Here is an 11,996-nt window from a genome sequence, read left to right on the forward strand (position 1 = left end):
TGGTCAAGATTAGGAGGAACAAGCCATGCGTTTTTCGCGACAAACACTCTCGGTTGAAGAAGCGATGAGCAAGCTGTTGGCAAAATTGCTGACAGGGAGAACGGAACAAGTGCAGATCGGAGAGGCATACGGGCGGATACTGGCCTCTGATCTACGTGCAACATACGATTTGCCGCACTTTGACCGCTCGCCGCTGGATGGGTTTGCCGTGAGAGCTGCGGATACGGTTGGGGCCTCCGTTGACCACCCGATTACGCTAACAGTGCTAGAGACGGTTGCGGCCGGGCAAGTACCTGCTAGAGAATTGGAAAAAGGCTACGCTACGCGGATCATGACGGGTGCGATGATGCCTGCGGGTGCGGATGCGGTCATCATGTTTGAGCAAACGTACAACCCAGCCGAAGAGGCGGATACCGTACGGATCAAGCGGGAGATGAAGCCTGGGGAAAATGTATCGCGTCGCGGTGAAGAGATGGCCACAGGAACGATCATTGCAAAGGCGGGAGAGCGGATTAACGCAGGTACTCTCGCCAGTTTGGCTACGTTTGGCTATTCGCAGGTTGAGGTGTACTGCAAGCCGCGTGTCGGTCTGATTTCGACTGGAAGCGAGCTGTTGGAGATTGATCAGCCGCTTGCTCCAGGCAAAATTCGCAACAGTAATACAGTGATGCTGACTGCCTTGATTGCTGAGGCAGGGGGCATCCCTGTTTCGTTTTCAAGATTGCCGGATGATCTGTCGGTGGCAAAGGCGAAAATCAGTGAATCTTTACGGGGCGTGGATTTGGTCATTTCAAGCGGCGGTGTGTCCGTTGGGGATTTTGATGTGATCGCGGCTTTAGTGGATGAGCCTGAGGTGGAGCTTTTGTTCAACCGGATCGCAATACGTCCGGGAAGCCCGACGACAGCCATGATCATGGAAGGCAAGCCTTTAATTGCTCTATCAGGTAATCCTGGTGCCTGTTTTCTCGGGTTTGAGCTATTTGCGCGAGCAGCCATTCGTCGCATCTCGGGGGAAGCCCATGTGGTGCAACAGGTGATAAAGGCGAGACTTGGCGTCGATTATACGAAGCCTTGTCCATACCCGCGTTACCTACGAGGGAAGCTCCTCGAAAAAGATGGGGTTTTGCACGCGATCCCTGATTTCAATGAAAAGGCAGGGAATCTGGGGACGTTGAAGGACAGCGAATGCTTTATGATCATACCAGCCGGGGGAAGCGGGAAAAAAGCAGGAGAGTTGGTTGATGTTCTCGCGCATGCTGCCCCAACCTGGAGAAGAGAGGGATAGCAAATGGTCAAGCCACCTTGTGTTTTGCAGATTGTCGGTTATTCGAACAGTGGCAAGACGACGTTGCTCACCAAGCTCATTCCGATCCTCGAAAAAGCAGGGATAAGAGTCGGGGTCATCAAGCATGATGGCGGACACGATTTTGAGTGGGATCAGCCAGGGAAGGACACGTGGCGTTATCGTGAAGCCGGAGCCTCGCTAGTCGCGATCACATCCAAAACGAAGACAGCCATCGTGGAGCAAAAACCGCAGGAGCTGTCCGTCCTCGTCCAGCGCTTGGTAGATGCCGGGGCCCAGCTCGTTTTGGTAGAAGGCTTCAAGCGTGAAGGCTATCCCAAGCTCGCTTTGCTTCGCAGGCCAGAAGATGAGGAGCTTTTATCAATTGTTACAAATTTGGTAGGGATCGTAGGATGGTCAGACAATCGTCAGCCAGGGTTGCCATTTTTCGATATTAATGACATAGACAACATAGCTAATTTTGTAAGGGAAACATTGAGATCATTCCAGCTTGATTGGGGATGATCTTTTTTTTGTAGCATGGCAGATAATCCATGTAATGAAATATGTGGTAATGTAAATAAAAAATCGGCGAGAAATGATAAGGAGCAAAAAACATGAAATGCCCTCACTGTAACAATGAATTAAATGAACTTCCTTTCTGTTACGGAATAGAAGCGCCACATTATTTTTACATGGTACCAGAAGAGAAACGAACAGAATTAATCAGGGACTTTTGTGTAATTGATGAACAGCATTTCTTTATTAGAGGGCATATTGAAATACCAATCATTGATACAAATGAGAAATTGATATGGAGTGTTTGGGTTTCTCTTAGTGAAGAAAACTTTTTGAGATCGAATGAATTGCTGCACGTAGAAGGAAGAGAAAATGAAGAACCTTATTTTGGTTGGTTATCGACTGAACTTTCCATCTATCCAGAAACTACCCTATCCTTAAAGACATGGGTACATACACAAGAAGTTGGTGCGGTTCCCTTAATAGAATTAGAACATACGAATCATCCACTTGCAGTTGAACAAAGAGAAGGAATTACAATGGAGAGAGTGAAAGAAATTGCTCATTTAATCAATCATACCGACTAATAAGAAATGCCTGCTGCCGGGATGTTCCGGCAGCTTTTTCGTTTTTCATGCTTTAGACGATAAGTTATGGATTGCTCCAATCTTGTGGTTTTGGACGTATATCTTCACTCCAATGGTTGATAAACTTGCAGCATCTAAATAATAGGAGTGATAACGATGGATGGAGTACGTTACAAAATGAGAGAAGTATTGGAAAAGAACAAGATTGAGACATTTTTGCAGCAAGCTAGAATCGGACATCTTGGAATGGTCGATGGTCATTTGCCGTATGTAGTTCCGCTCAATTTTGTTTGGACAAATGGAAAGCTTTATTTCCATGGCGCCACCGGCGGGAGAAGAAATCAGGTTATGGATGCTAATCCAGAGGTCTGTTTTACGGTTTGTGAAGAATATGGAACGATTACTGATCCGGTGCCAGCTAAGACGGACACAGCGTATATGAGTGTAATGATTTTTGGCAGGGCCCAGCAGATAGACGATCTGGATGAAGCTACATACATGCTGCAAGAAATGATGAATAAGTATGTGCCTGGCTACTATAATCGGCCTTTACCCAAGCAGCACGTAGACAAATACCGTTCAGCAGTATTCGGTGGTCCGGTTCAGGTGTACCGAATAGATCCACATCATATCACTGCGAAGGAAAATCCAATGGAAGATGAAAAAATGTTCAAACCTGGTAAAACCGTGTAATCTCCGCAAGACGAAAAATGCCTTCTTCAATGGTTGATTCATCTACTTTAGCAAAGCCTAGTACCCATCCTTTTCGATCGCTTTTCAAACAATACTTGCTAAGTGGATAAACGCGGATTCCTTTTTCGATTGCTAGGTTCGTCGCGGCGTCTTCATCAAACGATTTATCAGCTTCAAGAAGGATATACAACCCCGTTTCTACGCCGCTTAGCGTGAAGTGTTCGTTCAGACCTGTCGTGATGATAGCCTTCGTCATGGCTTCATGTCTGCGCCGATATACATTTCGAACCCGTCTCATATGGCGCATGAAATGCCCATGCTCAATAAAATGAGTAAGCGTTAATTGCTCCATAATCGGAAGATGACGATAGGTTAATTCATGGACGTGGGCGAGCTGACGAATGGCCTCTTTGGGACCAACGATTGCCGATATTCGAATACCAGGAGCAATCATTTTGGAAAAACTCATCATATACAACGTGTTCTGAGGTCGCTGACTGAACAAGGTGGGAAGTGGGTCGCCACGATAGCGAAATTCGCTGTCGTAATCATCCTCAACAATCCAAAACCGCTGCTCGGCAGCCATGTGTAACAATTGTTGCCTGCGAGGTTCTGACATAATGACTCCAACCGCACACTGGTGCGATGGCGTAACATAGACAAGCTTGGACCCCGGATGAATCTGGTCTACGCATAACCCGTACTCGTCAACTGGAGCGGAGACAACTTGCATACGCCGATACTTCATGGCCATCCAGGCAGCAGGGAAGCCAGGATCTTCAACAGAAACGGTATCTCCTTCCTGTAAAAGGGCTTGGGCGATCAAATCGATGCTATGTTGTGCCCCTGAGGTTAATAGGATTTGATCGATATTCACATGAACGCCCCGTTCAAGTGACAAATAACGTTGAATCTGTTCTCGTAGCGGTTGGTATCCATAGGGATTGCCATAAGCCCAACTATCCAGGTTCGTTTCTGTGGAAGCCTGTAAAAACGAACGTCTCCAAATCTTTTGAAAATGTTCGTCCAAATATGGCTCATGGGGACTGAAATCGACCTCAACCTTTTGACTAGCTTTGTCCCCGAACCAACCGTGCAAATGACCGATTGTAGCGTTTAATAAAGGCAATTCGGGAGGAACAGGTCCTTCGGGCGCAGCATCTTCTGAAGGACGAGTTGCATAAGTCCATTCGCTAACTCTAGTCCCACCGCGACGAGAGGTTATCGTGTATCCGCGGCTGAATAACTCCTCATAAACAATCTGTATGGTTGAACGGGAAACGCCAATTAAGGAAGCGAGTTCGCGGGAGGGTAGTAGCAATTCACCTGGCTGCCATTTTCCAGAGGTAATATTATGGATCGCTTGGTCCAGCAGTTGCTGCCAGATTGGACGCTCGTCATCGCGGTTTACGGTTAGCATTCATTCACCTTCAGTGTATTTGTTGGAATTTAGTAACAATCCATTGGCTGATATGCTATCATGGCAATCATTTCTTTTGCAACAAGACAGTTGGCGGATGACTGTTTTGCAATTGTCACAAATTGTTTCTATTTCCTGTGACCAGAATCACATGTGTATCTGAGAACCTCCCGTACACTTGAAATATAGAAAGAACGAAGCACTTCAAGGAGGTTCTACGATGTTAAGCCCAAAAACCATTGAAATCATAAAATCAACCGTTCCTGTGCTAGAGGTTCACGGAACTGCCATTACAAAACGTTTTTATCAAATGATGTTTGCTAAGCACCCTGAGCTTCTTAATATTTTCAACCACGCCAATCAAAAGCAGGGAAGACAGCAAACAGCTCTGGCAAATGCGGTGTATGCTGCGGCTTTGTATATTGATAAGCTGGAAACGATTTTGCCTGTTGTGAAGCAGATTGGACACAAGCACCGCAGCTTGGGAGTGAAGGCCGAACATTACCCAATCGTCGGAGAAAACCTGTTAGCCGCGATCAAAGACGTACTTGGAGATGCCGCTACGGACGAGATTTTGCAGGCGTGGGCCGAAGCGTATGGTGTCATTGCGGATGCCTTCATCGGTGTAGAACACGAAATGTATGAAGAGGCGAGTGGGCAGCCTGGAGGATGGGTAGATTTCAGAGAGTTTATCGTCCAACGCAAGGTGAAGGAAAGTGACGTAATCACTTCTTTTTATCTGGTTCCGGCGGATGGTCAACCGATTTCCAGCTATGAACCAGGGCAGTATGTCAGCATCAAGGTAGAATTACCGGGCGAGCAATATACACACATTCGCCAGTACAGCCTCTCTGATGCGCCAGGGAATGCATACTACCGCATTTCTGTCAAACGCGAGGACGCGATGCAAGATAAGCCAGCAGGTAAAGTATCCGTTTATTTGTCAGAGGAAGTGAAGGAAGGAGATAGCCTGCATTTGTCTGCTCCGGCTGGAGATTTCACCTTACAGCAAGAGGACAGTCGTCCGGTTGTGCTGCTCAGTGGTGGTGTAGGATTGACCCCCATGATCAGCATGCTGAACACACTGATCAAATCGGGAACAGATCGTCCAATCACTTTCATTCACGCAGCCAAAAACGGACATGTGCATGCCATGAAGCAGGCAGTAGAAGAACTGGCCACAAAACATCCGCAGCTTTCTGTTCACTGGTGCTATACACAGCCGACCGAACAAGATCGAGTGAACGGTGCTTTCCAGAAAGAAGGGTATATCGACTTGCCGTGGCTGCAAAAGGTCATCGATACAAAAGAGGCGAGCTACTATTTCTGTGGTCCAATTCCATTCATGAAGACGATTAACGGTGCTTTGTTGGAATGGGGAGTACCAGCAGACGATATTCATTTTGAGTTTTTTGGTCCGGCAGCGACTTTGGCATAAAGAGGCTCTCACGAAAAAAGCTCAAGCTTACTCGCGATTCGCAGTTTGAGCGCGCAGCAATCGATTTACCGTCTCTCGGCGAAGCCCGATGAGTTGACCGATTTCATCCTGAGTCAGCAACTCCGAAAGCGAGGCGACAGGAATGAAAGTCTGAAACCAAAGCTGGAGCTTGCGAAGCTTTTCAGCAGGAGAGACTTCGGTCAGTTGGTCGATACGCTGCTGCATCATCCGCAGCTTCCCTTGTAGCTGTAGCGCGATATCACGACACTTTTCCGGATTGTCATCCAGATGGCGATACCAATCCGGGGCAGACAGCACTTCGACCTCACAGGTCACAAGAGCGATTGCTGTCCCGTAGTAGGGATTCGGGCTCATCAACGAATGATGCGGAATGATCTCATCCGGAACGATGATATTGACCAGCGTCACTGCTCCGTCTGCATGTACCCGAACGATTTTTAACAGACCGCTCTTCAGATGATAGAGCGGTCCAGATTCTCCTTGTCGAAACAGGATTTCTCCCTTGTGCAGGATCATGGGTTTCTCCTCGATTCTCTACGTTTTTCTCTAGCAATTATAGCAAGCCCGGCATGAGGAAGTAAGCAAGCGTAAAAAGCAGTTTGCCGCTTTTTTAGGCTTGCTACAGCAAGGCTGCCTTTTGCTATAATGGGGAAACCAAAGCTAGATAAAGGGAGTTGTCTGATGGTCAACTTTTTTACATGGGTAGGCTCTATAGTGGGGGTACTCACACTCGGATTGATTGGCTATGTGGCTTACCGCTACTGGTACCATATGGGGCAGCTTCCGAAGCCGGAGTTTCGTCATCTGGACACGAAAAAGCCAGTGCCTGCCGACTGGAGTCATGATGAGGTTACATTTACATGGATCGGTCACTCGACCATTCTGTTGAATATGTTTGGTACGAAAATACTGACGGACCCGGTTTTGGGCGAGAAGCTCGGGATTAAGCTTGCAGGTGTCCATTTTGGTCCCAAGCGCTTTACGCCTCCTGCCCTCGACTTTACTGAAATTGGCGAGGTCGATATCATCTTGCTATCGCATGCCCATTTGGATCATGTCGATCTGCCTACTTTGCAGAAAATAGCGAATCGCTCCACACATGTCATTACGGCGCACCAGACGAGCAAGCTGTTCAAGCATATGCCATTTGGTTCGTATGAGGAAATGCAGCCGGGAGAAGCCGTTACAACCAAAGAAGGAATTACAGTTACTGCGATTCCTGTTCGCCATTGGGGCAACCGCTTTCCATGGAACCACGAGTATGGCTACAATGGCTATATGATTGAGAAAAATGGCGTGCGCATACTCTATCCAGGCGATACTGCTTATATCTCCATGGAAAACTTGCCGAAGCAATTCGGGCCGATCGATCTGGTGTTCATGCCGATTGGCGCCTACAAGCCAGATTCGTATCAAGCAGCGCATTGTACGCCAGAGCAAGCATGGCAAATGTTCAAGGAGACTAAAGCCAAATGGCTAGTGCCCATTCATTGGAATACGTTTGTGCTCTCGCGTGAGCCAGTTGATGAGCCGTTCGAGCGTCTGTTGGCAGCAGCGGGGGACGAGAGGGACAGGATTGTGGTTGAAAAGCAAGGGGAGACGTTTTCGATCCCTGTTCAATAGGTATGAAAAGTTGGCGACTGCTTACATGGCAGTCGCTTTTCTAACGATATGAATAAATGGGAAGGGAATAGCTACCTTATTATAGAAATATTTTTATCGAAGAAGTTTTTTGAGGAGGGGTACCTATGACAAAAGCATTGCCACAACGCTGGGATATGGATGTGATTTTTCCTGGTGGTAGTGAATCGGAGGATTTTCGTGCGTTTTTAGGGACGTTGGAAGGGGATATTGCGAACCTGAAAGCTCGGTTGGAGCAATCGGGCGTTAGTTTGCATGAAACAGCGGCTTTCAAGGAAGTTGTCACTCATGTCCAAAGCATTGCTGTGCGTGTGAGACAAGCAGGTGCATTCATTTCCTGCCTGACTGCTCAAAATGTAAAGGATGAGCCAGCCAAGCTGATGGGTGGGCGTGTAAAGAGCATCTCGGCTGCGTTTGGTGCAGTGTTGACGCGTTGGGAAGAAAAGCTGCTGGCTATCGACGAGGCTGCATGGGAGAATTTGTTGGCAGACGCGGAATTGCAACCGCTTGCTTTCGTGCTGAATGAGCGCCGCCGCCGTGCACAGGAAAAGCTGTCGCCTGAACAAGAAGTGCTGGCAAACGATTTAGCTGTAGACGGCTATCACGCTTGGCAAGATTTGTACAATGCGGTCGTGGGACGTATGAGCATTGAGGTTGAGGTCAATGGAGAGACGAAGCAGATGTCTGTCGGGCAAGCTTCTAACCTGATGAGCAGTCCTGATCGTGCTGTTCGTGCCCATGTTTTTGAAAAGTGGACAGAAGCTTGGGGCAAGGAAACGGAGCTGTGCGCGCAGGCGCTGAATCACTTGGGTGGCTTCCGTCTCTCTCTGTACCGTCATCGCGGCTGGGACTCCGTCCTGCGTGAGCCGCTAGATATTGGACGGATGCAGGAAAAAACTCTCGACGCAATGTGGCAGGCCATCGATAATCGCAAGGATCGTCTGGTTGCCTACCTGGAGCGCAAGGCAAAGCTGCTCGGTGTAGACAAGCTGAGCTGGTACGATGTAGGGGCTCCGGTTGGTAAGGTACATAAAGAAGTGTCTTACGATGAAGCAGCTACCCTGATCGTTGAGCATTTCAACCGTTTCAATCCGAGCATGGCTGAGTTTGCGCAAAAGGCATTCGATGAGGGCTGGATCGAGGCAGAGGATCGTCCTGGCAAGCGCCCAGGCGGATTCTGCACGAGCTTCCCGGTCAGCAAGCAGTCCCGCGTGTTCATGACGTATGCAGGAAGCGCAAGCAATGTGTCCACACTGGCACATGAGCTGGGGCATGCGTATCATCAGCAAGTCATGTGGGATCTGCCAGCCCTTAACCAAAACTATGCGATGAACGTAGCGGAAACAGCATCGACCTTCGCAGAGATGATCCTCGCTGACGCTGCTGTGAAAAACGCAGCCAATGACGATGAAAAACTGGTGCTCTTGGAAGATAAGCTGCAATCCATTGTCGCGTTTTTCATGAACATCCACGCTCGCTTTCTTTTCGAGAAAAACTTCTACGAGAAGCGCAAAGAAGGTCTCGTTAGCGCGGCTGATCTCGACCGAATCATGGAAGAGGCGCAAAAGCAAGCGTACAATGGAGCTTTGGCAGATTACGAGCCGCACTTCTGGGCATCCAAGCTGCATTTCTACATCACCTCGTATCCGTTCTACAACTTCCCGTACACTTTCGGGTACTTGTTCAGCATGAGTGTTTATGCGCGTGCGCTTGAAGAAGGCGAGAGCTTCGCGCCGAAATACGATGCCCTGCTCAAGGATACGGGTCGCCTGATGGTTGAGGACTTGGCGAAGAAGCATCTCGGTGAGGATATGACGACAGTTGAGTTCTGGCAAAAAGCTGTTGATCTGGCTGTCGCAGACATCGACGAATTCCTGCGCCTGACAGAAGAAGCATAAATTCACGAATAAATAAGCTCGAAGCAGTCTGTCTCTTTTCCGACAGGCTGCTTTTTCGTTGAGAGATTGTTAATATCGCAGACGAAATCTTCGGAGAACCTTTACCTGTGGTTTATAGAATCCACGCTATTTTTTCGTACAGTAAAAGGGAAGGGAATACTTGCAAAGGGAGGCATCGTAATGGACACTGGCAGTCATCTTTTGTTGGGTGTCACACTGGCGGGCTTAGCCCATATCACGCCAGCAGTGGCACATGATCCGGCGCTTGCTCAGGCGCTGATGGTCGCAACGGTAGTGGGTTCTCATGCCCCGGATTTCGACACTGTGGCCAGACTTCGCGGTATTTCTTTTTACATTCGCTTTCATCGGGGAATTACTCATTCGATTCCCGCCTTGTTTCTGTGGCCCCTCATCATCAGTCTTCCTCTTGCCTGGGGGTTTGGTCTCATGGGGCAGTTCGGGATTTTGTACGGATGGACACTGTTGGCTGTTGTGCTGCATGTTTTTCTCGATATGCTAAACGCCTATGGAGTTCAATGTATTCGACCTATTACCAAGCGCTGGGTGCATTTGGATGTGCTCGCGATTTTTGAGCCACTGGTGTTCGGTGTTCACCTGGTAGCGGCGATATGGTGGATAGCTTTTAACGAAGATCCCACCGTGCTATTTCCGGTAGCATATGGGATGACGCTTGTGTATATTGGCGTGCGGGCTTGGCAGCATCACCGTAATGTCAAGCGGGTAACAAGGGCATTGGAAACAAGCGGTATATCCCATGTTTTCCCGAGCATACATCCTTTTCACTGGCGATTCGTCATAGAGACGGAGAAACTGTTTTACACAGGGAGAATCGAGTATGCACGTGTGATATTGGAGGATGTGTATCCGAAGCAGCAGCGTGATGCAATCATTCAGGCTACTGTCGGTGTGGACGGGGTTCGTGCTTTTCTCGGATTTGCTCAACGAATTCACGTCACGTGGAAGGAGATTGCTGATGGTTATGAAGTCACATGGAGCGATGTGCGCTTTTGGTACAACCGCAAGCTGCCATTTGGCGTAGATGTTGTCTTGGATCGTGATTTGAACGTCGTTAATCATCGGTTGGGCTGGCGAAAAAAAGCGTGGGACCCGCCGTTTGTATAAGGGAAGCTAGTATAGGTAAGCCTCGTCAGTTTGGTGAAGCTGGGGGCTTACTTTTTTTGCGTGAACAAGGCACCTCAGCGTCTGCTTCTTGCATGGTTTCAGTAAAGCTTTTGCCAAAGGTTTAAGTGGTATCGATAAACCAAAAGCTGGTAAGAAGAAAAAGCATAGGGCTCGTAGACCTTGACAACGCCTCCCCAGTTGGAAGTGGAGACGGACAGTGAATCACCCCTGCTGGCGTGTCAGAGTCGAAGAGCACTGTGCTTTTTCTTCTCCTCCCTATGTTGACCCCATTCATAAGGGCCTTTACAGGTTATTCTAACGAAATGCCGCTATGCAAAATCCATCAAGAATGATACACTGAAAAAAACTAAACGTTCGATGGTGATAGAATGAATGGGTTGTATTCGATCAAAGTAGAATGGTCTCCTGCGTATGAATGTATCATTAGCCTCTACACTTACATTTACGAAAAGGAGCGCAAGCATTATTTGCTTGGTACGGCTTGGAAAGAGGAGACAAAACAAATGCTGCCGGCGTCTTTTGCAGATGAACTCGCAGATGAACGCTGGGAAGTACTCCACCGTTTGGTGCTGCTTGTAGCGCAATCGCCGCAGACTCAATCTGTTGAAGAATTTCTTGGGTGGCTGGAAAGCATCCCGCCCGGTGAAATTTATGAGCGCCTCGCGCCATGGGTGGAGACAATCCCGCTGAACTTGGGGGAAATCCGTGATCGCAGCCTATCGTTGCTTACCCGATGGAATGAGCATTATTTTTCGAAAGTGGACCCACGCATTTTGGAGAATCTGCAACGAAGCGCCGATGAGCTGACAGTCCGCGCCAAAGAAACGCCTCCAATCGATTTGGTCGATCATGTCACGAACGGTATCTGGATTGAGCCGATGGCAGATTTGCGAGAGGTTGTACTCATCCCGCAATATCATTGTGCCCATTCTTCTGTTCTCGACTTTTATCGGGGGCTTGCCACTTGCATGTACCCTGTCAAAGATGCGGCAACGACCAAACCACAGCCGCTCCTGGAGCTGTTGCCTATCACACAGTGTCTAGCGGATGAGAAGCGCCTGCAAATCTTGCGCTGCCTGGCAAAAAAGACGTGCACCCTCGGTGAATTACAGAAGCAAGTATCCTTGGCCAAAAGCACCGTCCATCATCATGTGACGGCGTTGCGCAGAGCGGGGCTGATTCGTGCTCACTACACAGGAAGTACGACGATTTCCTACTACAGTCTGCGAGAAGCCTTCGTCGAGCGTCTCCCGGTCTTACTGCGTTCCTTCTTCCATGGACCAGAGTAATTTTGCTTATGGAAATGGCATGATTTTGTTGAGAGGGTAGGTTA

At 48.5% G+C, this 11,996-nt stretch carries 11 protein-coding genes; 9 read left to right on the forward strand and 2 right to left on the reverse strand.

Features of this window, described 5'->3' with window-relative positions; translation table 11 throughout:
* Positions 1–25 precede the first annotated feature (25 nt).
* From ASG16_RS13710 to ASG16_RS13725, 4 genes are all read left to right on the forward strand, one after another.
* Positions 26–1,285 carry a molybdopterin molybdotransferase MoeA gene (locus tag ASG16_RS13710; protein ID WP_056497218.1) on the forward strand — a complete coding sequence of 420 codons (1,260 nt, stop codon included), beginning with the start codon at positions 26–28 and terminating at the stop codon, positions 1,283–1,285.
* A 3-nt stretch (positions 1,286–1,288) separates the two neighbouring features.
* The gene (gene mobB / locus ASG16_RS13715; RefSeq protein ID WP_056497215.1) at positions 1,289–1,807 is read left to right on the forward strand and encodes a molybdopterin-guanine dinucleotide biosynthesis protein B; all 519 of its coding nucleotides are present in this window, start codon (positions 1,289–1,291) and stop codon (positions 1,805–1,807) included.
* Positions 1,808–1,899: 92 nt separating this feature from the next.
* A complete protein-coding gene (locus ASG16_RS13720; RefSeq protein WP_056497212.1) occupies positions 1,900–2,388 on the forward strand; it encodes a DUF2199 domain-containing protein in 489 nt (162 codons plus the stop codon).
* 156 nt (positions 2,389–2,544) lie between these two features.
* Positions 2,545–3,081 carry a pyridoxamine 5'-phosphate oxidase family protein gene (locus ASG16_RS13725; RefSeq protein ID WP_056497209.1) on the forward strand — a complete coding sequence of 179 codons (537 nt, stop codon included), beginning with the start codon at positions 2,545–2,547 and terminating at the stop codon, positions 3,079–3,081.
* Here the strand turns inward: ASG16_RS13725 and pdxR are convergent.
* The gene (gene pdxR / locus ASG16_RS13730) at positions 3,059–4,501 is read right to left on the reverse strand and encodes a MocR-like pyridoxine biosynthesis transcription factor PdxR (protein ID WP_056497206.1); all 1,443 of its coding nucleotides are present in this window, start codon (positions 4,499–4,501) and stop codon (positions 3,059–3,061) included. The genes ASG16_RS13725 and pdxR overlap by 23 nt on opposite strands.
* A gap of 220 nt (positions 4,502–4,721) precedes the next feature.
* On the opposite strand from pdxR, the gene hmpA reads away from it, so the two are divergent.
* On the forward strand, positions 4,722–5,939 hold the full coding sequence (gene hmpA / locus ASG16_RS13735; protein ID WP_056497204.1) for an NO-inducible flavohemoprotein: 1,218 nt from the start codon (positions 4,722–4,724) through the stop codon (positions 5,937–5,939).
* 27 nt (positions 5,940–5,966) lie between these two features.
* Here the strand turns inward: hmpA and ASG16_RS13740 are convergent, their stop codons facing one another.
* Entirely contained in the window at positions 5,967–6,476 is a 510-nt protein-coding gene (locus tag ASG16_RS13740; protein WP_056497202.1) for a Crp/Fnr family transcriptional regulator, read from the reverse strand.
* Positions 6,477–6,641: 165 nt separating this feature from the next.
* On the opposite strand from ASG16_RS13740, the gene ASG16_RS13745 reads away from it, so the two are divergent.
* The 4 genes from ASG16_RS13745 (at position 6,642) to ASG16_RS13760 (ending at position 11,952) form a co-directional block, all read left to right on the forward strand.
* Positions 6,642–7,583, forward strand: a complete 942-nt coding sequence (locus ASG16_RS13745; RefSeq protein ID WP_056497199.1) for an MBL fold metallo-hydrolase — start codon at positions 6,642–6,644, stop codon at positions 7,581–7,583.
* Between the two features lie 125 nt (positions 7,584–7,708).
* Positions 7,709–9,499 (forward strand): M3 family oligoendopeptidase, encoded by a 1,791-nt coding sequence (locus ASG16_RS13750; protein WP_056497197.1) that lies wholly within the window; start codon positions 7,709–7,711, stop codon positions 9,497–9,499.
* 180 nt (positions 9,500–9,679) lie between these two features.
* Entirely contained in the window at positions 9,680–10,642 is a 963-nt protein-coding gene (locus ASG16_RS13755) for a metal-dependent hydrolase (protein WP_056497194.1), read from the forward strand.
* Between the two features lie 389 nt (positions 10,643–11,031).
* Positions 11,032–11,952, forward strand: coding sequence for an ArsR/SmtB family transcription factor (locus tag ASG16_RS13760; protein ID WP_056497191.1), 921 nt, complete (start codon positions 11,032–11,034; stop codon positions 11,950–11,952).
* Positions 11,953–11,996 lie beyond the last annotated feature (44 nt).

Origin of the sequence: Brevibacillus sp. Leaf182 (genome assembly GCF_001423865.2) — a bacterium.
GTDB lineage: Bacteria > Bacillota > Bacilli > Brevibacillales > Brevibacillaceae > Brevibacillus > Brevibacillus brevis_C.

What these genes read in the sequence shown, in the direction of transcription:
- ASG16_RS13740 (WP_056497202.1), bottom strand. Translation starts at nt 6,476, where the DNA reads ATGATCCTGCACAAGGGAGAAATCCTGTTTCGACAAGGAGAATCTGGA.
- ASG16_RS13750 (WP_056497197.1), top strand. Translation starts at nt 7,709, where the DNA reads ATGACAAAAGCATTGCCACAACGCTGGGATATGGATGTGATTTTTCCT.
- ASG16_RS13760 (WP_056497191.1), top strand. Translation starts at nt 11,032, where the DNA reads ATGAATGGGTTGTATTCGATCAAAGTAGAATGGTCTCCTGCGTATGAA.
- ASG16_RS13725 (WP_056497209.1), top strand. Translation starts at nt 2,545, where the DNA reads ATGGATGGAGTACGTTACAAAATGAGAGAAGTATTGGAAAAGAACAAG.
- hmpA (WP_056497204.1), top strand. Translation starts at nt 4,722, where the DNA reads ATGTTAAGCCCAAAAACCATTGAAATCATAAAATCAACCGTTCCTGTG.
- ASG16_RS13745 (WP_056497199.1), top strand. Translation starts at nt 6,642, where the DNA reads ATGGTCAACTTTTTTACATGGGTAGGCTCTATAGTGGGGGTACTCACA.
- ASG16_RS13755 (WP_056497194.1), top strand. Translation starts at nt 9,680, where the DNA reads ATGGACACTGGCAGTCATCTTTTGTTGGGTGTCACACTGGCGGGCTTA.
- mobB (WP_056497215.1), top strand. Translation starts at nt 1,289, where the DNA reads ATGGTCAAGCCACCTTGTGTTTTGCAGATTGTCGGTTATTCGAACAGT.
- ASG16_RS13720 (WP_056497212.1), top strand. Translation starts at nt 1,900, where the DNA reads ATGAAATGCCCTCACTGTAACAATGAATTAAATGAACTTCCTTTCTGT.
- pdxR (WP_056497206.1), bottom strand. Translation starts at nt 4,501, where the DNA reads ATGCTAACCGTAAACCGCGATGACGAGCGTCCAATCTGGCAGCAACTG.
- ASG16_RS13710 (WP_056497218.1), top strand. Translation starts at nt 26, where the DNA reads ATGCGTTTTTCGCGACAAACACTCTCGGTTGAAGAAGCGATGAGCAAG.